General features: G+C 74.4%; 15 protein-coding genes. 7 read left to right on the forward strand and 8 right to left on the reverse strand.

The window, feature by feature from the left end:
• Window positions 1-4 precede the first annotated feature (4 nt).
• The 4 genes from ACNTMW_RS01035 to ACNTMW_RS01050 form a co-directional block, all read right to left on the reverse strand.
• Complete coding sequence (locus tag ACNTMW_RS01035; protein WP_426631370.1) at window positions 5-1726, reverse strand: prenyltransferase/squalene oxidase repeat-containing protein; 1722 nt, start codon at window positions 1724-1726, stop codon at window positions 5-7.
• The gene (locus ACNTMW_RS01040) at window positions 1723-3036 is read right to left on the reverse strand and encodes a phenylacetate--CoA ligase family protein (protein ID WP_426631371.1); all 1314 of its coding nucleotides are present in this window, start codon (window positions 3034-3036) and stop codon (window positions 1723-1725) included. Before ACNTMW_RS01040 ends, ACNTMW_RS01035 begins: the two co-directional genes overlap by 4 nt.
• The gene (locus tag ACNTMW_RS01045; protein WP_426631372.1) at window positions 3027-4445 is read right to left on the reverse strand and encodes a KamA family radical SAM protein; all 1419 of its coding nucleotides are present in this window, start codon (window positions 4443-4445) and stop codon (window positions 3027-3029) included. The genes ACNTMW_RS01040 and ACNTMW_RS01045 overlap by 10 nt, the downstream gene beginning before the upstream one ends.
• A 333-nt stretch (window positions 4446-4778) precedes the next feature.
• The gene (locus ACNTMW_RS01050; RefSeq protein ID WP_426631373.1) at window positions 4779-5534 is read right to left on the reverse strand and encodes an SDR family NAD(P)-dependent oxidoreductase; all 756 of its coding nucleotides are present in this window, start codon (window positions 5532-5534) and stop codon (window positions 4779-4781) included.
• A 121-nt stretch (window positions 5535-5655) separates the two neighbouring features.
• Here ACNTMW_RS01050 and ACNTMW_RS01055 point away from each other — a divergent pair, with 121 nt between their 5' ends.
• Both ACNTMW_RS01055 and ACNTMW_RS01060 read left to right on the forward strand, forming a co-directional pair.
• Window positions 5656-6411, forward strand: a complete 756-nt coding sequence (locus tag ACNTMW_RS01055) for a hypothetical protein (protein ID WP_426631374.1) — start codon at window positions 5656-5658, stop codon at window positions 6409-6411.
• Window positions 6412-6462: 51 nt separating this feature from the next.
• A complete protein-coding gene (locus ACNTMW_RS01060) occupies window positions 6463-6990 on the forward strand; it encodes a mycothiol transferase (protein WP_426631375.1) in 528 nt (175 codons plus the stop codon).
• 54 nt (window positions 6991-7044) lie between these two features.
• Here ACNTMW_RS01060 and ACNTMW_RS01065 read toward each other — a convergent pair whose 3' ends face one another.
• On the reverse strand, window positions 7045-8511 hold the full coding sequence (locus ACNTMW_RS01065; RefSeq protein ID WP_426631376.1) for a peptide MFS transporter: 1467 nt from the start codon (window positions 8509-8511) through the stop codon (window positions 7045-7047).
• A 404-nt stretch (window positions 8512-8915) separates the two neighbouring features.
• Between ACNTMW_RS01065 and ACNTMW_RS01070 the strand changes: the two genes are divergently transcribed.
• Window positions 8916-9638: a YqjF family protein gene (locus ACNTMW_RS01070; RefSeq protein ID WP_426631377.1), complete on the forward strand. Its 723-nt coding sequence runs from the start codon at window positions 8916-8918 to the stop codon at window positions 9636-9638.
• Between the two features lie 64 nt (window positions 9639-9702).
• Complete coding sequence (locus tag ACNTMW_RS01075) at window positions 9703-10641, forward strand: M15 family metallopeptidase (protein ID WP_426631378.1); 939 nt, start codon at window positions 9703-9705, stop codon at window positions 10639-10641.
• A gap of 36 nt (window positions 10642-10677) precedes the next feature.
• Here ACNTMW_RS01075 and ACNTMW_RS01080 read toward each other — a convergent pair whose 3' ends face one another.
• From ACNTMW_RS01080 to ACNTMW_RS01090, 3 genes are all read right to left on the reverse strand, one after another.
• Complete coding sequence (locus tag ACNTMW_RS01080) at window positions 10678-12261, reverse strand: Na+/H+ antiporter (RefSeq protein ID WP_426631379.1); 1584 nt, start codon at window positions 12259-12261, stop codon at window positions 10678-10680.
• Window positions 12262-12456: 195 nt separating this feature from the next.
• On the reverse strand, window positions 12457-13218 hold the full coding sequence (gene fabG / locus ACNTMW_RS01085) for a 3-oxoacyl-ACP reductase FabG (RefSeq protein WP_426631380.1): 762 nt from the start codon (window positions 13216-13218) through the stop codon (window positions 12457-12459).
• Between the two features lie 42 nt (window positions 13219-13260).
• The gene (locus ACNTMW_RS01090; protein WP_426631381.1) at window positions 13261-14448 is read right to left on the reverse strand and encodes a thiolase family protein; all 1188 of its coding nucleotides are present in this window, start codon (window positions 14446-14448) and stop codon (window positions 13261-13263) included.
• 109 nt (window positions 14449-14557) lie between these two features.
• On the opposite strand from ACNTMW_RS01090, the gene ACNTMW_RS01095 reads away from it, so the two are divergent.
• The 3 genes from ACNTMW_RS01095 (at window position 14558) to ACNTMW_RS01105 (ending at window position 18317) form a co-directional block, all read left to right on the forward strand.
• The gene (locus ACNTMW_RS01095; protein WP_426631382.1) at window positions 14558-16003 is read left to right on the forward strand and encodes an aldehyde dehydrogenase family protein; all 1446 of its coding nucleotides are present in this window, start codon (window positions 14558-14560) and stop codon (window positions 16001-16003) included.
• Window positions 16000-17094, forward strand: a complete 1095-nt coding sequence (locus ACNTMW_RS01100; RefSeq protein ID WP_426631383.1) for a zinc-binding dehydrogenase — start codon at window positions 16000-16002, stop codon at window positions 17092-17094. The genes ACNTMW_RS01095 and ACNTMW_RS01100 overlap by 4 nt, the downstream gene beginning before the upstream one ends.
• A 218-nt stretch (window positions 17095-17312) precedes the next feature.
• Window positions 17313-18317, forward strand: a complete 1005-nt coding sequence (locus ACNTMW_RS01105; protein WP_426631721.1) for a zinc-binding dehydrogenase — start codon at window positions 17313-17315, stop codon at window positions 18315-18317.

The following is an 18317-nucleotide window of genomic DNA, read 5'->3' on the forward strand; positions in this document are numbered from 1 at the left end:
CACCTCACAGGTTCAGCCGCAGCAGCGGCGGCGCGGGATCGGCGCTCGCGACCCGGTCGAGCTGCGCCCCGAGGCAGGCCGCCAGCGGGCCGGCGGCGCGGCGGCTGAGCGGGCTCCACGCGTACCCGCCGGCGGTCCTGACCTTCGCCAGGAAGCGCCGCAGCGCGCCGGTGTCCAGCCCCAGCCCGAGCGCTTGGCGGGTCAGCACCGCCTGGTAGGTCGACAGCAGGTCGGGCACGGCGCGCGGGGTGGCCGCGTACCCGCCGAGCGGGCTGGCCCACCGGTCGGTCGCGGCGGCGAGGGCGACCGCCTCGCCGGTCTCGCCCAGGACGGCGAGAGCCCGGGCGGCCTGTGCGGTGGCGGCCACGGTCGGCGCGGACGCCGCCGCCGGACGGTACCCGTCGTCACCGGCCCGGTAGCCGCGCAGGAACCGCAGCAGCCGGCCGCTGTCCATCGTGGACGCGACCGGCAGCCCGCTGACCGCGGCCAGCTCCACCGCCGACACCGTGGACACCAGGTCGGAGCCGCGACCGTGCCAGTATCCGTAGCCGCCGTCGACGTTCTGCAGCGCGACCAGCCAGCGCCGCACCCGGCCGGCGTCAAGGCTCGCGTCCACGGTGGACAGCGCCGAGGCGGCCCACAGCGTGCAGCGCATCTCCGCACCCCGGCCGGGCATGTACATCACGCCGTCCTCGTAGGGCAGCTGGGCACGGCGCAGCCAGTCGGCCAGCTCGGGGCGGGCGGACAGGACCAGCGCGGCGGCCGTGGCGAGGCTGTCGGACGCGGCGGCCGGGCTGCGGTAGGTGAAGCCCGAGCCGGGCAGCTGGCAGCCGCGCACCGCGTCGGCCACGCCGTGCCCGGCCGCTCCGGCCAGCGGGCGGCCGAGCGCGTCGAGGGCACCGACCACGCTGAAGCACGCCCACACGTCGGACACGCCGTACCCGGGCCACCGCTCGTACCCGCCGTCGGGCCGGTGCCGCGCGTCCAGCCAGCGGTGCAGCGCGTCCGGGTCGCGGGGGGCGGCGCCCAGCGCGCGCAGCGCCCGGGTGGCCCGGAACGCCGCCCAGGCGCACGACGCCGCCCCGGGTGCGAAGCCGAACCCGCCGTCGGCGGCCTGCCGGTCGCGCAGCCACGCCACCAGCGCGGCCCGGCGGACCGGCACGGGGCGGTCCGCCGCGGCGGCCCGCCAGGCCAGGGCGCCGTAGTAGCCGGCCCGGGTGTCGGCCTGGTCGCTGCCCGGCTGCCAGGCCAGCCCGCCGGTACCGGTCTGGGTCGCGGCGAGCCAGCCGCCCAGCCGGTCGACGTCGGGTACCGGCGCCGCCAGCACCTCGGCGTACAACCGGGTGGCGTAGTAGGTGGCCCAGATGTCGGCCGGCTGGCCGGGCATCATCGCGAACCCACCGTCGGCGGTACGCGTCGACGCCACCCAGGCGGCGAGCCGGTCGCGCTGCGGCACCGGTACGCCCAGGTCGCCGAGGGCCTGCGCGCAGTAGTACGTGGCCCACACGTCCGAGGGCAGGCCGCGCTGCCAGGCGAACCCGCCGTCGGGGTTTCGCCGGGAGGCCAGGAACGCGGCGACCGCGTCCGGGTCGGCGGGCTTGTCCCCCAGCCAGGTCAGCGTGCGGACCGCGGCGTAGCTGCACCACAGGTCGGCCTCGTCCTGCCGGGCGCCGCCGTCGGCCGTCCACCGCATTCCGCCGATGGCCATCATCCCGTCGGTGCTCATCGGACCGTCACCACGTTCGTGCGCTTCCAGTTCTTCTGGCTGCCGCCGGACTTGCTGGTGGCCGGGAGCTGGCCGACCACCACGACGTCGTCGAAGACCACCCCGGCCGCGGCGAACCGCCGGGCCACGGCCGTGGTCAGCTCGGCGTCGGGCGCCTCGACGTCGACGTCGCGCTCGACCACCAGGCGGGCCCGGTCGTCGCGCAGCTGGATCAGGTAGCCGGTCAGCCGGGGATCGTCGTAGACGACCGAGCCGACCAGGTGTTCGGTCAGCTCGGCGGCGCCGACCGGGACGCGCTCCGCGCCGCGGCCGTGCACCCGCAGCGTCGGCAGCGGCAGCCCGCACGCGCACGGCTGCGCCGGCAGGTCCACCCGGTCGCCGGTACCGAAGCGCAGCAGCGGGCGGGCGTAGTTGTTGAGCGTGGTGTCGACCAGTTCCCCGGCGCCGCCGGGCGCGAGCGGCCGTACCGCGCCGTCCGCGCCGCGCAGCTCCAGCAGGTGCCCGTGCGGCAGCAGGTGCAGGCTGCCCCGGTCGCAGGTCGCGGCGATGGTGCCGGTCTCGGTACTGCCGTAGGAGGCGTCCAGTACGTCGGCGCCCCAGTCGCGGGCCAGCCGGCGCCGCTGGCCGGGCAGCGACACCTCGCCGAGCAGCAGCACGGTCCGCACGCTCGCGCGGGTCTCGGCGAGCGTGCCGCGGCTTTTCAGGATGCGGGTCCACTGGGCGAGCACCCCGGGCGCGGCGAAGACCCGCTCCGGGCGGTAGCCGGCGAACAGCGCCTCCAGCCGGTCCCAGTCGCAGATGCCGAGGCTGAACGGGTAGCAGCGCAGCAGCGCATGCCCCAGGTACTCGCAGGTCGCGGCGACGAAGTCGCAGACCGGTACCACGTCGGAGGGCAGCAGCGCCGCCACCCGGCTCGGCTCGTCACCCAGCGCCCGCCGCCACAGCGCGGACACCCCGATGACGTTGGTGATGGTGTCCTCGGCCAGCCGCGGGGTCGGGGTGGGCCGACCCGACGAGCCGGAGCTCTCGTAGTACTTGGCGATCGGCGGCAGGTCGGCGCGGACGAAGTCGGCCGGCCGGGCCTTGAGCACGTCCTTGCCGGTCACCGGCAGCCGCGCCAGGTCACGCTCGGCCACCCCCGGCAACCCGGTGTAGTACGGCACGTGCCGGGCCCGGTCCCACAGCCGGTCCAGCTTGTCCCGCTGGACCCGGGCGACCGCCTCCGGCGCGAAGCCGGCCTCCTCCAGGTACCGCACCTCGGCGTCGGCGGTCTCGAACGCCGCCCGCGCGCCCGGGTCGTTCAGCCACATGACGCCGCTCCGCTCATCGCGCCGGCCAGCGAGCCGGACCGCCAGAACTCCCGCCCCGCCGCGGGCAGGGTGTGGATCGGGTCGTAGTACTCGTACCGGCGGTCCGCCGCGGCCGGGTCGTCGCCGTCGAGGACGGTCCGGAACGGCTTCGTCCAGTACGAGATCCCCAGCTCGCGGTCGTAGCTGTCGACCTGGTGCACCCAGCGCTTGCCGGCGTACGGCACGTCGCAGACCAGGCGCGGGGTGGCGAAGCCGGGCAGGTACCCCATGATCGCGTCCTGCAGGTCCTGCGCCTCCCACAGCGCCAGCCGCCAGTGCTCGCAGCCGGGCACCAGGTCGCAGAGGTAGAAGTAGTACGGGGTGACGCGGGCGCCGTCGAGCAGCGCGAAGCACAGGTCGAGCAGGGCGTGCGGGGTGCCGTTCACTCCACGTAGCAGGACGCCCTGGTTGCGCACCTCGTGCACGCCCGCCTCGAGCATCGCCCGCGCGGCCTCCGCGACCAGCGGCGTCACCTGCTGGGCGGCGTTGACGTGGGTGTGCACGGCCAGCCGTACCCCGCGGTCGAACGCCGTCCGGGCCAGGCGCGCCATCCCGGCGCGGACCTCGGCGGCGAGCCAGTGCTGCGGCAGCCCGGCGAGCGCCTTCGAGGCCAGCCGGATGTCGCGGATGTGGTCGATGTCCAGCAGCCGGGAGACGAAGGCCTCCAGCCGCGGCCACGGCATGTTCGCCACGTCGCCGCCGGAGACGACGACGTCCCGGATCCCCGGGTCGGCGCGCAGGTGGCCGAGCATCCGGTCGTACCGGTCGGCCGGTCGCAGCGCGAACCGGTACTTGTCGACCTGTGCCGTCGACGGCCCGACCAGGTCCATCCGGGTGCAGTGCCCGCAGTACTGCGGGCAGGTCGACACGACCTCGGCCAGCACCTTCGTCGGGTACCGGTGGGTCAGGCCCTCGCAGGCCCACATCTCCGCCTCGTGCAGCGAATCGCGGGTGGCGTACGGGTGGCTGGGCCAGGTGGGGTGCCGGTCGGAGAAGACCGGCAGCATGTACCGGCGGACCGGGTCGGCGTACAGCGCGTCGGTGTCCGGCGGCGCGTCGACGACCATCGTGTTGAGCAGGTGCGGCGGCAGCAGCATCGCCATGGTCGCCGCCCGCTCCTGGTCGCGCGCCAGGTCGGCATAGAACGCCGCGCCGACCCGGTCGCCGAGCACGGCGCGCAGCTGCCGGACGTTCTTGACGCAGTGCGCCCGCTGCCACTGCGGGTCCCGCCAGTGCTCCGCGGGCACGTCCCGCCAGCCGGGGAACCGCCGCCAGTCCGGCTCGACCAGCTCCCGGCGGCGGTACTCGTACGGCTGGACGGGTGGCCCGGCGAGCGGCCGCCCGTCCCTGGGGGTCTCAGCTCTCGTCACGACGACCAGCGTCGCGGCGGGCCCCGGGCGCGGACATGGGTAGCGGTTCCCCGTATTCCGCGCCGGCGGGTCGCGCGGCCGGCGCGGTGGGGACGGGTACCCGGCACCGGCCGGCGGGCCGCCGCGCGGCCGGCCCGGGCTCCGGCCGGTACGGCGCAGGTCGCGGCGGACCACCCGGCCCGCGCACCGGGCGGTCGCCCGGTACCGGCGGGCCACGAGGAATCTGGGTAGCCGGTCCCCACCGCGCCGCGCGGTGTCGGATGGACGTCGGTCCACGCGACGCGGCCCGGTGGACGGCGGCTGCCGGGCCGCCGGTTTCGTCCCGGACGGGCGTCAGTGGCCCAGGTACGCCCCGCCGTCGACGTGCACGACCTGGCCGCTCAGGTGCCGCGCCGCCGGCGAGGCGAGGAAGAACACCGTGGCGGCGACGTCGTCGGGGGTACCCGGGCGCCTGGTCAGCGTCGCGTTCACCAGCGACTGCCGGCGCGCGTCGGTCAGCCGGCCACGGAAGAACTCCGTCGACAGCGTCAGGCCGGGCGCGACCAGGTTGGCGGTGACGCCGCGCGGGCCGAACTCGGTGGCCACGCTCACGGTCCAGTTCTCCAGCGCGGCCTTGGCGGCGCCGTACGCCCCCGCGCCCTTGCGCGCGGCGATCGACCCGATCATGACGACCCGGCCGCCGTCGGGCAGCCGCGGCGCCAGCGCGGTGGTGACGAGCACGGCGGACAGCAGGTTGGCGTCGAGGTTCGCGCGCCAGGTCGCGGCGACCGCCGCCAGGTCGTCACCGGGGTCGGGGCGGTCGAAGTCGGTGTTGCCACCGGCGTTGTTGACCAGCACGTCGACCCGCTCCGGCAGCTCGGCCGCCGCCCGCGTGACCGCCGCCGGGTCGCTCGCATCGAAGGTGACGGCCCGCGCCTGAGGGCCCAGCCGCCCGGCGGCCTCCTTGAGCACCTCCTCGCGCCGGCCGGTGATCACGACCCGGTCCCCGGCCTCGGCGAACAGCGCCGCCACCGCGTACCCGATACCCGTGCCACCCCCGGTCACCACGACGTCACGCATCGTCCGCTCCCCCGTGTCCACAGTAGTCATCGACGCCGACCCTAACCCGCCCGCGCACGCCGGCGGAGGGAAACGCCCGTACCGATGGGTACGCCCGGATCGGCAGCTAACCGCTACCGTGGCCGGGACACATCCGAAAGGGAGTATTGCGATGGTGAATGTCACGCCGTCGGGCGATGCCCGCGTGCGTCCCCCGGTCGTCACGTACGCCTGTTACCTGCTATATCTGCTCGCCGCGCTCCAGGTCGTCAGCGCGATCGCGGGCTTCTCCGTCATCGGCACCTACCGCGACGTCATGAAGGAGGCGTTCGCCCAGACCGAGGTCGCCGACACGGTCGCCACCACCACGACCATCGGCCTGGTGGGCGGTGCCGTCCTCAGCCTGCTGTTCACGGTCGGCTACGTGGTGCTGGGGATCCTCGACGGGAAGGGCAAGCAACCGGCCCGGATCGTCACCTGGGTGGTGCTGGGCCTGTCGCTGTGCTGCGGCGGGTTCGGGCTGATCGGCAACGTCGCAGGCGGCAGCTTCGGCAGCAACAGCAGCAACGTCAAGGGCGCGCCGTCCCAGAGCGAACTGCAGCAACTGATCAAGGACGGGCTGCCCGGCTGGTACCAGCCGCTCGTCATGCTGGTGGGCGTCATCGGGGCGCTCGCCGCGATCGCCGCGATCGTCCTGCTGGTACTGCCGGCGTCGAACGAGTTCTTCCGCAAGCGGCAGCCGGTCTGGGAGCCCCCGGTCCCGCCGGTCCCCGGCTACCCGCCGGTACCGCCGGCGACGCCCGCGGCACCGGCCGGGTCGGACCAGCCGGGCACGTCCGGGCAGCCGGCGACGCCGGACCAGCCGGGCACCCCGCCGGCAGCGCAGGAACCGCACGACCCGACCGCGCCGCCCCGTTCCGAGCCGTAGCGGTACCCCTGTACCGGGACAGGCACCGATACCCCCAAGGAGGAGCGCGCGGTGAACGTGAACGACGTCCTGCTCGACGCCTACGACCGGCTCCCCGACCTGGTCCGGACCGCGGTCGACGGGCTGACCCCGGCGCAGTTGCGGTGGGCACCGGCGCCGGGCGCCAACCCGATCGGCTGGCTGGTGTGGCACCTCACCCGGATACAGGACCACCACATCGCCGAACTGCTCGACACCGACCAGATCTGGGTCACCGGCGACTGGGCGGGCCACTTCGGGTTGGCGCCCGACCCGTCCGACACCGGGTACGGGCACACCGCCGAGCAGCTCGCCGCGGTCCGGCCGGACAGCGCCGAGGTACTGGTCGGCTACTACGACGCCGTCGCCGCGCGTACCCGCGACTTCCTGCGCGAACTGAAGCCCGCCGACCTCGACCGGATCGTCGACGAGCGGTGGGACCCGCCGGTGAGCCTCGGCGTGCGGCTGGTCAGCGTCGTCGACGACGACCTCCAGCACGCCGGCCAGGCCGCCTACGTCCGGGGACTGTTGGGGCGGCAGACGGCGGCGGCGCCGCACTGAGCCGCCCGCCGCCGGCGGCCCGGCGACGCATGCCACTCATCAGCCGGCGGCCGGTCACCGCACGCCGCCCATCAGCCGGCGGATGAGCGGGCTGGCGAGCGCGAGCACGGCGCCCAGGGCGATCGCCACCGCGCCGAGCACACCGAAGTAGCCGGTCTCGTGGTCGGGGCTGTAGTACTTCGCGAGGGTGCCGGCCATCGCGGTGCCCAGCGCGACCGACAGGAAGAACAGCGCGACCATCTGGGTCCGGAACGCCTGCGGGGCGAGCCTGGTCGACAGCGCCAGCCCGACCGGGGACAGCAGCAGTTCGGCGATCGTGAAGACGAACAGGATGCCGACCAGCGCCAGCAGCGGGGCGCTGTGCGGTCCCCCACCGGCCAGTGGCAGGAACAGCAGGAACGCCACGCCCATCAGGATCGTGCCGGCGGCGAACTTCACCGGGGCCGACGGCTGGCGCGGCCCGAGCCTGGTCCAGATCGCGGCGAACGTACCGGCGAGCAGGATGATGAAGACCGGGTTGATCGACTGTACCCACGACACCGGCATCTCCCAGCCGAAGACGGTCCGGTCCAGGCGGGTGTCGGAGTAGATCGTCACCACGGTGAACTGCTGCTGGTACAGCGACCAGAACACCGCGCTGGCGACGAACATCGGGATGAACGCGCACACCCGCCGCCGCTCCACCGGTGTGATGGCCCGGCTGGCGAGGATCACCACGAAGTACGCCGCCGCCGCGACGGCGCTGAGCGCGACGACCACGCCGGCCAGCCGCCGCGCGGGCAGCGCACCGGTGACCGCCAGGACGGCGACCAGCGCGGCCACGGCCACGGCGACCCCGGCCGCGAGGGGGCGGCGGGCCGGCGGCAGCGGGTTGGGCACCTCCCGGGCGGCGCCGGTCAGCCGGCGGCGGCCGAACGCGTACTGGGTGAGGCCCAGCGCCATGCCGATCGCGGCGAGCCCGAACCCGTAGTGGAAACCCCACTCCTTCTGCAGCAGCCCGGTCAGCAGCGGGCCGACCAGGGCGCCGACGTTGATGCCTAGGTAGAACAGGGCGAAGCCGGCGTCGCGGCGGTCGTCGCCGGGCCCGTACAGGGAGCCCACCAGCGAGGTGGCGTTGGCCTTCACCCCTCCGCTGCCGAACGCGATCAGGACCAGTCCGACACCCACCCCGACCAGCCCGGGCAGCAGCGCGAGCGCGACGTGCCCGCACATGACCCCGACGGCGCTGGCGAACAGCACCCGCTCGGAGCCGAACAGCCGGTCGGCCAGCCAGGCGCCGAGAATGGTCGACAGGTACACCAGGCCGCCGTAGGCGCCGACGATGCTGGTCGCGGTCTCCCGGTCGATGCCCAGCCCGCCCCGCGCCGCCGAGTAGTACAGGTAGATCAGCAGGATTCCCTGCATGCCGTAGAACGAGAACCGCTCCCACAACTCCACCCCGAACAGGTTCGCCAGTACCCGGGGCTGCCCGAAGAACGTCTTCTCCCGGTGCGCTGGCCGGGTCAGGTCGGTTGCGGTCATCAGATTCCTTCCGTGGATACTCCGGACTTTAGGCCGGAAAGGAACCGCCAACACCTGCGGAGCAGGGCAGGGGCAGCCGATCCGCCGCCAGGGCGGATCGGCGTCCACCCGCGTGGGCCGCCGCCCTTCGGAGCGGGGAGGACGTCAAAGCCCCCACCTACCCGGTCGGGGACGCGGGCACGCGGCCGGCCGGCGCCCGGCGGCCGGGATGAATGTTCACCGCCTGCCGACAGAGACGCCCGGCGCTACGGACGGAGCCGGGGCATGCGTGATCGGGGGGCGGCCCGGGTAACACGAGCGGCGGGGGTACCGCCCGCGCTGCCGCCGGCACGGCGCCGGTCAGGGCAGCACCGGTCGGGGCGTCGGCTGGTGGTGGTACACGGAAGGCGGGAGGAGCGACCGCGATGCGGGCACCGGAGCCGGAGCCGGTCGAGACGGCAACCATGATCCAGCACTGGCGGCTGATGACGTTCATCCACTGGCGCTACCCGGTGACCGCCGTCCGGCGGCTGCTGCCCGCCGGGCTGGAACTGGACACGTACGACGGCGACGCCTGGGTCGGCCTGATCCCCTTCCGGATGCAGGGGGTACGGCCACCGGCGGCACCGGCGCTGCCGTACCTGTCGAGCTTCCCGGAGACGAACGTGCGCACCTACGTGCGTGGACCGGAGGGCGGCCGGGGCATCTTCTTCCTCACCGTGGAGGCGGCCCGGTTACCGGCGGTCCTCACCGCCCGGCTGAGCCTCGGTCTGCCGTACGCGTGGAGCGCCGCCGACGTCGAGGTGGGCGAGCGGCACGTAACCTACCGGGGGCGGCGGCGCTGGCCCGGTCCGACCGGCGCCGGCTACGAGGCGCGGGTACGGATGGGCCCGGCCATCCCGGAGGAGGATCTGGGCCCGCTCGACCACTTCCTCACCGCCCGCTACCGGCTCTACACCGTGTTCGCCGGCCGGCTGGTGGCCGTCGACGCGGAGCATCCGCCGTGGCCGCTGCACGAGGCCCGGCTGGAACATCTGCGCCAGGACCTGCTGCCGGCGGTCGGGGTGCCGGACCCGCAGGGGACGCCGCTGCTGCACGCCTCCCCCGGGGTGGCGGTCCGGATCGGCCTGCCGAAGCGGGTGGGGTGAGAGCACAATCACCGCCATACACCCATCGTGTCGATATCGGCACCAAAGGTGATACTCATGGCGCATGCCAGCCCTCCCCCGCGTCCGGCGGCGTGCGCTCGCCGTGCTCGCCGCCACGATCGCCGTCCTGGCACCGGTCGCCGCCTGCGGCGCGCCCGCCGGCCGGTCGGCCGCCTCCGGTACGACCTGGGCGAGCCCCTCGGCCACGCCCCCGGCCACCGCCGGGCCGACCAGCTCCGCCGGCGCACCGGGCACCGGGACGACCGCCTCCGCCAGCGGCTCGGCCGTGCCCGGCGTGACCGAGCACTCCCCGCCGGACCTGGTCGCCCTGTCCGACGTCGACCCGACGATCCTCCAGGACATCCGTTACGCCACCGCCCACAACTTCGTCGGCCGGCCGATCACGGGCTACCAGGAGCCGCTGTGCATCCTCACCCGGCAGGCCGCCGAGGCGCTGCACCGGGTGCAGACCGCGGCCCGCGCCCGCGGGTACAGCGTCAAGGTCTACGACTGCTACCGGCCGCAGCGCGCGGTCGACGACTTCACCAGCTGGGGACCGAAGATGGACGACCAGCGGACGAAGGCGGAGTTCTATCCGCGGCTGGACAAGTCGGTCCTGTTCCACGACGGATACATCGCCGGCCCGACCGCGCACAGCCGGGGCAGCACGATGGACCTCACCCTGGTGGCGCTGCCCGCGCCCGCCCAGCGGCCGTACGTACCCGGCGAGAAGCTGGCGCCCTGTACCGCACCGCAGGCGCAGCGCTTCCCCGACAACAGCGTCGACATGGGCACCGGCTTCGACTGCTTCGACTCCCTGGCCCACACCCTCGACCCCCGGGTCACCGGGCCGGCCAGGGACAACCGGCTGCTGCTCAAGCAGTTGATGGGCGACGCCGGCTTCACCAACTACGACCAGGAGTGGTGGCACTACTCCCTCAGGAACGAGCCGTACCCGCACACGTACTTCGACTTCCCGGTGGCCCGTGCCGCGGTGAGCTGAGCGCTTCCCCCTCTTCCATGACCATGGGCATGTCGATCAGTCGGGGACGTCCCGGCGCGACAGCCGGATCTCCTCGGCGTCGAGGTGGGTCAGGATCTGCCGCAGGACGGTGTCGTCGATGCGGTGCGCGTCGCGCAGCCGGACCGCCGTCTCGCGCTTCTGGCAGAGCAGGCCCAGCCGCAGGCTGGCGAAGTCGGCCTCGGCCCGGCGGCCCGGATTGTCGTCGTCCTCGTGGCCGTGCGCGCGCAGCACCGCGAGGTGCTTTTCGTACTCGTGGCGCATCCGGTCGACCACGCTGTGCTCGACAGCCCGCTCGGCGGCCACCTTGTCCATCTTGGCGAGCGCGTCCTCGGTCGCCGCGATCTCGGCCAGCCGCAGTTCGTCCTCGACGTCGGTGTCGGCCGGCAGCCGGGCCCACCGTACGACGTGCGGCAGCAGCAGGCCCTGCACGACGAGCGTGATCGCGATGACGCCCGAGGTGACGAACACGATCATGGAGCGACCCGGGAACGGCGAACCGTCGGCCAACGTGTGCGGTACCGCCAGCGCGGCCGCCATCGACACCGCGCCGCGGAATCCGGTCAGCGCGATGACGACCCGTCCCCGCAGACTCACGTCCGGTATCCGCCCGACCCACCGGCGCAGCAGCCGGGCCAGGTACGGCGTGGTGCAGACCCACACGGTACGGGCGCCGATCAGCACCGCCGAGATCGCGGCAACGGCGATGAACGCCGACGGCAGCATGATGTCGTCGACGTCCCGGGCGGTCGCCTGCAGTTGCCACCCGACGAGGACGAACAGCACGGCGTTGACCACGAACGTGGAGACCCGCCAGAACGAGAACGACTGCTGGCGGGTGTCGGCGCGGATCCGGCGCGGCCCGATCCGGCTCAGGACGAGCCCGCAGACGACGACGGAGAGCACGCCGGAGCCGTGGACCAACTCGGCGAGCAGGAAGGCGAGGAACGGGGTCAGGAGGCTGACGGTGTTCTCCAGCAGCGGGTCGTCGAGCATCCGCCGCAGTCCCAGCGCGATCCAGGCGGCCAGCAGCCCGGCGCCCGCCCCGCCGGCGTACGACAGCACGAGCCACCCGGCCGTCTCGCCGGGGCTGAGGCGCTGCCGGTTGACCGTGGAGGTGACCGCCAGGCCGTAGATGACCAGGGCCGTGCCGTCGTTGGCCAGGCTCTCGACGTGGATCACGGTGACCAGTTGCCGGGGCAGCGACCGGGCGAGCACGGCGACCGCGGTGGCGTCGGTCGGCGCCGTCGCCGCGCCGAGCACCCAGGCCGGGCCCCAGTGCAGGCCGAAGGTGTGCGCCACCGTCGCGACGGCCGCGGCGGCGACGAACACCAGGGCCGTGAACAACGGCACGATCATGCGCAGGTTGGCGCGGATCTCGCGCAGCGAGGTGTTCAGGCTCTCCCAGTACAGCAGCGCCGGCAGGAACAGCAGCAGCACGACCTCTGAGGGCAGGTTCACCGTGTGCAGGCCGGGAACGAACCCGAGCAGCACGCCGACGATGAGCAGGAGCACCGGAGGGGGCACGCGCAGCCGACGGGCCGCCATTCCCCCCAGCAGGACGGCGAGGCCCAGCACCACGACGAGTTCGAGACCGTGCACGGCCCCTCCCCGGGCGGAGCGGCCATGCCGCCCCGCGCTCCGATCCCGCTGCCCGCTCCGTTACCGCGACCAGGCTTTCTTGCCTTATCAGGCGCCGATAAACGACGCTGGTGGGGCCGGTTCCGGGCCGGACCGCCGGCCCGGCGGGGGCGGGCGGCTACCGGGCATGGCCATCGAGGCGCCGTTGACGTACGGCTACCGGGCGCCGCCGTTGACGTACAGCGTCTGGCCGCTGACGTAGGACGCGTCGTCGCTGGCCAGGAACGCGATCACCGCGGCGACCTCCTCGGGCCGGCCGACCCGCCCCAGCGGCGTACGCTGCGCGGCCATGTCCTGGTGCGCTTGCGGCGTGGAGCCGACCCGGGTGGCGGTCGCGGCGGTCATGGCCGTGGCGATGTAGCCGGGCGCGACGGCGTTGACGTTGATGTTGAACGGCCCCAGCTCGATGGCGAGGGTCGCGGTCAGGCCCTGGACGCCGGCCTTGGCGGCGGCGTAGTTGGCCTGGCCCCGGTTGCCGAGCGCGGACCGGCTGCTCAGGTTGACGATCTTGCCGTACCCGGCCTTCACCATGTACTTCTGGGCCGCCTGGCTGCAGTAGAACATGCTGGTCAGGTTGACCGTGAGGACGGCGTTCCAGTCGGCCGGCGACATCTTGAACAGCAGGTTGTCGCGGGTGATGCCGGCGTTGTTGACCAGAATGTCGAGCGTGCCGAACCGGCCGACCACCTCGTCGGTCATCGCGTTCACCGCGTCGGCGTCGGACACGTCGCAGCCGAAGGCCGCGGCGGTACCACCGGCGGCGGTGATCTCGTCGACGACGGCCCGCCCCGCCTCCGCGGACAGGTCCACGACGGCGACGCGCGCGCCCTCGGCCGCCAGCAGTCGGGCGGTGGCGGCACCGATGCCCTGCGCGGCGCCGGTGACGATGGCGATCCGATCGGCGAATCTGCTACTCATGGCTCTCCTCGTGACAGGCGTGGGACTCGGAACAGGATGGGTTCAGTCGCGTTCGACCAGCACCGCGGTGCCCTGGCCGACGCCGACGCACATCGTGGCCAGCCCGCGGTGGCCCCCGGTACGGCGCATCCGGTGCAGCAGGGTGGTGAGGATGCGGGCACCCGAGCAGCCGAGCGGGTGGCCGAGGGCGATCGCGCCGCCGTCCGGGTTGACGATCTCGGGGTCGATGCCCAGCTCGTCGACGACGGCGAGGGCCTGGGCGGCGAACGCCTCGTTGAGCTCGGCCTCGGCCAGGTCGTCGAGCTTCCAGCCGGCCCGGTCGAGCACCTTGCGGGTGGCCGGTACCGGCCCGATGCCCATCACGTCGGGGTGCACGCCGGCGCTGGCCCCGGCCACGTAGCGGCCGAGCGGTTCGAGGTCCAGCTCCCGCAGGACGTCCTCGCTGACCAGGACCAGCCCGGCGGCGCCATCGTTCATCGGCGAGGAGTTGCCGGCGGTGACCGTGCCGCCGGGGCGGAACACCGGCTTCAGCCCGGCCAACTTCGCCAGCGAGGTGTCGGCGCGGATGCCCTCGTCGGCGGTGACCGTGCCGCCGTCCGGGAGGGCCACCGGCAGGATCTCGGCGTCGAACCGGCCGGCGGCACGGGCGGCGGCGGCGCGCCGGTGGCTGCGCAGGGCGAACTCGTCCTGCCGGTCCCGGCCGACGCCGTACCGCTCGGCCACCTCCTCGGCGGTCTCCCCCATCGCCAGCAGCCCGTGCAGCTCACGCATGCGCGGGTTGACCAGCCGCCAGCCGAGGCGGGTGTCGACCAGCTCCATCGCGTGCGGCAGCCGGTCGTCGGGGCGCGGTACCACGAACGGGGCCCGGCTCATCGACTCGGAGCCGCCGGCGACCACGATCTCGGCCTCACCGGAGGCGATCGCGCGGGCGGCGGTGGTGACCGCCTCCAGGCCGGAAGCGCACAGCCGGTTGACGGTCGCGCCGGGTACGGTCTCGGGGATCCCGGCGAGCAGGACGGCCATCCGCGCGACGTTGCGGTTGTCCTCGCCGGCCTGGTTGGCCGCGCCCCAGTACACGTCGTCGATGCGGGCCGGGTCCAGGGCGGGTACGTCGGCGAGCAGGCCGCGCAGCACCCCGGCGGCCAGGTCGTCGGGGCGGACGCCGGACAGGGCGCCGCGCAGCCGGCCGATCGGGGTGCGGCGGGCGGCGGCGAAGTACACGGGACGCATGGCGCTCCTTGTGGGTGCGTGCGGGCGCGGTACGGGGTATCCGAGCGAAACTAGCGGTGCTAGTTTCACGGATGGTAATCCGGTTCGCCATCCGACGCGAGGGACACCCATGAATCCCGCAGAGCCTGCCACCCCGGGCCAGTCACACCGCACCACCCTGTACGTCGACGGCGCGTGGGTGCCGCCGCTGGGCACCGGCGAGATCGAGGTGGAGAACCCGGCCACCCAGCAGGTCCTCGGCGCCGTGCCGGCCGGCTCGGCGGCCGACGTCGACCGTGCCGTCGCCGCGGCCCGCGCCGCGTTCCCCGGCTGGGCCGCCACGCCGCCGGCCGAGCGCGCCGCCCACCTGGAGCGCCTGCACCGGTCCCTCGCCGCCCGCGCCGGGGAGATCGCGCACACCGTCGCGCTCGAGCTCGGTACCCCGCTCAAGGTCGCCACCCGCGTCCAGGCCGGGCTGCCGCTGACCGTCCTGCACAGCTACGTGCGGTTGGCCGCCGAACCGCTGCCCGAGGAGACGATCGGCAACTCCCTGGTGGTACGGGAGCCGGTCGGGGTGGTCGGCGCGATCACCCCCTGGAACTACCCGTTGCACCAGGTCGTGGCGAAGGTGGCCCCGGCGCTCGCCGCCGGCTGCACGGTCGTGCTCAAGCCGGCCGAGCTCACCCCACTCACGGCGTACCTGCTGTTCGACGCCGTCCACGAGGCCGGCCTGCCGGCCGGCGTGGTCAACCTGGTCACCGGTACCGGCCCGGTCGCCGGTGCGGCGCTGGCCGCCCACCCGGACGTGGACCTGGTCTCGTTCACCGGCTCGACCGCGACCGGCGCGCAGATCAGCCGCCTGGCCGCCGACCGGATCGCCCGGGTCTGCCTGGAACTGGGCGGCAAGTCGGCCAACATCATCCTCGCCGACGCCGACCTGGCGGCCGCCGTCAAGGTCGGCGTCGGCAACGCGTTCCTGAACTCCGGCCAGACCTGTACCGCCTGGACCCGGATGCTGGTGCACCGGAGCCGCTACGACGAGGCGCTCGAGCTGGCCGCCAAGGCCGCCGCCGGGTACCGGCTCGGCGACCCGTTCGACGGGGCCACCCGGCTCGGCCCGCTGGTCTCGGCCGGGCAGCGCGCGCGGGTCCGCGGGTACATCGAGCGGGGTCTCGCCGAGGGGGCCCGCGTGGTCACCGGCGGCCTCGACGCGCCGGTACCCGACACCGGGTACTTCGTCGCGCCGACCGTGCTCGCCGACGTCGACCCCGACTCGACCGTGGCCCAGGACGAGATCTTCGGCCCGGTCCTCGCCGTTGTCCCGTTCGATGACGACGATCAGGCCGTGGCGATAGGCAACAACTCCCGGTACGGTCTGGCCGGCGCGGTCTGGTCCGGCGACCCGGACCGGGCGATGGCGGTGGCCCGGCGGTTGCGCACCGGTGCCGTCGACATCAACGGCGGCGCGTTCAACCCGCTCGCCCCGTTCGGCGGGTACAAGCAGTCCGGCATCGGCCGCGAGCTCGGCGCCCACGGCCTGATGGAGTTCCTCGAGACGAAGGCGATCCAGCGGTGACCCCGACGACGATCCCCGCGCTGGTGGCGCGGACCGCGGGCGGCGAGCCCGCGGTCGAACCGGTCGCGCTGCCGGCCACCGGCGCCGGCCAGGTCCGGGTGCGCATCCGCGCGGCCGGCGTGTGCCACTCCGACCTGTCCATGCTCAACGGTACGGTCGCCGCACCGATGCCGCTGGTCCTCGGCCACGAGGCGGCCGGCGTGGTGACCGAGGTCGGCGCCGGCGTCACCCGGGTCGCGCCCGGCGCGCACGTCGTCCTCAACTGGTCACCGGCGTGCCGGCGGTGCTGGTTCTGCACCCACGGCGAGCCCTGGCTGTGCGAGTCGTCCGGCGGAGCGGCGGCCACCCCGGGCGGGTCCGCCGCGGACGGTACGCCGCTGCACCACACCCTCGGCCTGGGCGCCCTCGCCGCCGAGGTCGTCGTCGCCGAGAACGCCGTCATCGCAGTCCCGGCCGAGCTGCCCTTCGCCGAGGCGGCCCTGCTCGGCTGCGCCGTGCTGACCGGCGTCGGCGCGGTCGGCACCACCGCGCGGGTGGGTGCCGGCGACGCGGTCGTGGTGATCGGGCTGGGCGGCGTCGGACTGTCGGTCCTGCTGGGCGCCCGGGCCGCCGGCGCCGGGCCGGTCATCGCGGTGGACGTCTCGGAGGCCAAACGAGACCTCGCCCTGGCCGCCGGAGCCACCGACTACCTGGTCTCCGACGACAACCTCAGCCGGGCGGTCCGGGCCCTGACCGGCGGGCGCGGGGCCGACCACGCCTTCGAGTGCGTCGGCCGGGCCGCCACCATCCGCGCCGCGTGGCGGGCCACCCGCCGGGGCGGCCAGGTCACGGTGGTCGGTATGGGTGGCAAGGACGACCTGTTCACCGTCAGCGCCCTGGAGATCTTCGCAAGCGCGCGTACGCTCCGGGCGTCGGTGTACGGCTCGGCCGACCCCGACCGCGACATCCCGCGGTTGGCCCAGGCCGTCCTGGACGGCGCGCTGGACCTGGGACCGCTGATCACGCACCGGATCACGCTGGCCGAGGCGCCGGCGGCGTTCGCCCGCATGAGCCGCGGCGAGGGCGCCCGCTCGGTGGTGCTGTTCGACTGAACGGGCGCCGACACCGTGGTCCTCCAGCCGACCCCGACCCGGAGGGCTTCGTACGGTTCGTCGCGGGCGAGGTCCGGCCGCCCGTGGACGCGTGACCGTCCGCTGTGGCCACCGAGGCGGCCGTACCCGGGCCGGCACCGGCATGCGAAGCTGACCCCGGACCGCGCGGGGACGGGCGGCCCGGGAACGGACGCGACACTGGAGGGGCTGTGGCGGAGATGCTGGCGGGACGCCTGCACATCACACAACGGCGCTTCGCGCTGGAGACGGTACCGGTACCGCAGCCGGGGCCGGGTCAGGTGCGGATCAAAGTGGCGGCGGCCGGGGTGTGCCTGTCCGACGTGCACCTCGTCGACGGCACGCTGACCCCGCTGTACCTCGACGGTGACGTGGTCACCCTCGGCCACGAGGTCGCCGGCACCATCGACGCGCTCGGCGCGGACGTCGAGGGCTGGCAGCCGGGGCAGCGGGTGCTGCTGCAGGCGGGCGAGGAGGACCGGCGCGGCACCGTGTACACGCGCGGCGTCGACTACGACGGCGGCTGGGCCGAGTACGCGCTCGCCACCGCGCACACCCTCGTCGCGATCCCCGACGAGCTGCCCTTCGAGCAGGCCTGCATCATCCCGGACGCGGTCTCCACCCCGTGGGCGGCGGTCACCGCGACCGCGCAGACCCGGCCCGGCGAGGCGGTCGGTGTCTGGGGCGTCGGCGGGCTCGGCGCCCACGCGGTCCAGTTGCTGCGCCTGGTCGGCGCGGCCCCGATCGTGGCGGTGGACCCGCTGCCGGCGGCGCGCGAACGGGCGCTCGCCTTCGGCGCCGACGCCGCCGTCGACCCTGCCGACCCCGACTTCCGCGACGTGCTCGGCACGCTCACCGGCGGGCGCGGGCTCGATGTCGCCTTCGACTTCGCCGGCGTACCGGCCGTCCGCGAGCAGGCCCTCAAGGTCTTGAGCAGGCGGGGCCGGCTCGTGCTGGCCGGGATCGCCAATCAGCCGGTCACCATCGGTTCGGACAGCCGGTTCACCTACCTCCAGCAGTCCGTGCACGGCCACTACGGCTCCGAACCGGAGCACGTCGAGCAGCTCGTCGCGCTCGCCCGGCAGCGCCGGCTCGACCTGGCCGCCTCGATCAGCGACGTGGTCGGCCTGTCGGAGGCGGCGCGGGCCGTGGAGCGGCTGGCGACCAAACAGGACAGTCCGATCCGGTTGATCCTGCGCCCCTGA

This window comes from Planosporangium spinosum, from assembly GCF_049999945.1.
Classification (GTDB): Bacteria; Actinomycetota; Actinomycetes; order Mycobacteriales; family Micromonosporaceae; genus Planosporangium; species Planosporangium spinosum.

Bases quoted from the DNA above. Each gene is read 5' to 3' on its own strand.
- ACNTMW_RS01035 (WP_426631370.1), bottom strand. From the start codon at position 1,726: ATGAGCACCGACGGGATGATGGCCATCGGCGGAATGCGGTGGACGGCC.
- ACNTMW_RS01040 (WP_426631371.1), bottom strand. From the start codon at position 3,036: ATGTGGCTGAACGACCCGGGCGCGCGGGCGGCGTTCGAGACCGCCGAC.
- ACNTMW_RS01050 (WP_426631373.1), bottom strand. From the start codon at position 5,534: ATGACTACTGTGGACACGGGGGAGCGGACGATGCGTGACGTCGTGGTG.
- ACNTMW_RS01055 (WP_426631374.1), top strand. From the start codon at position 5,656: ATGGTGAATGTCACGCCGTCGGGCGATGCCCGCGTGCGTCCCCCGGTC.
- ACNTMW_RS01065 (WP_426631376.1), bottom strand. From the start codon at position 8,511: ATGACCGCAACCGACCTGACCCGGCCAGCGCACCGGGAGAAGACGTTC.
- ACNTMW_RS01070 (WP_426631377.1), top strand. From the start codon at position 8,916: ATGCGGGCACCGGAGCCGGAGCCGGTCGAGACGGCAACCATGATCCAG.
- ACNTMW_RS01075 (WP_426631378.1), top strand. From the start codon at position 9,703: ATGCCAGCCCTCCCCCGCGTCCGGCGGCGTGCGCTCGCCGTGCTCGCC.
- fabG (WP_426631380.1), bottom strand. From the start codon at position 13,218: ATGAGTAGCAGATTCGCCGATCGGATCGCCATCGTCACCGGCGCCGCG.
- ACNTMW_RS01090 (WP_426631381.1), bottom strand. From the start codon at position 14,448: ATGCGTCCCGTGTACTTCGCCGCCGCCCGCCGCACCCCGATCGGCCGG.
- ACNTMW_RS01095 (WP_426631382.1), top strand. From the start codon at position 14,558: ATGAATCCCGCAGAGCCTGCCACCCCGGGCCAGTCACACCGCACCACC.
- ACNTMW_RS01105 (WP_426631721.1), top strand. From the start codon at position 17,313: ATGCTGGCGGGACGCCTGCACATCACACAACGGCGCTTCGCGCTGGAG.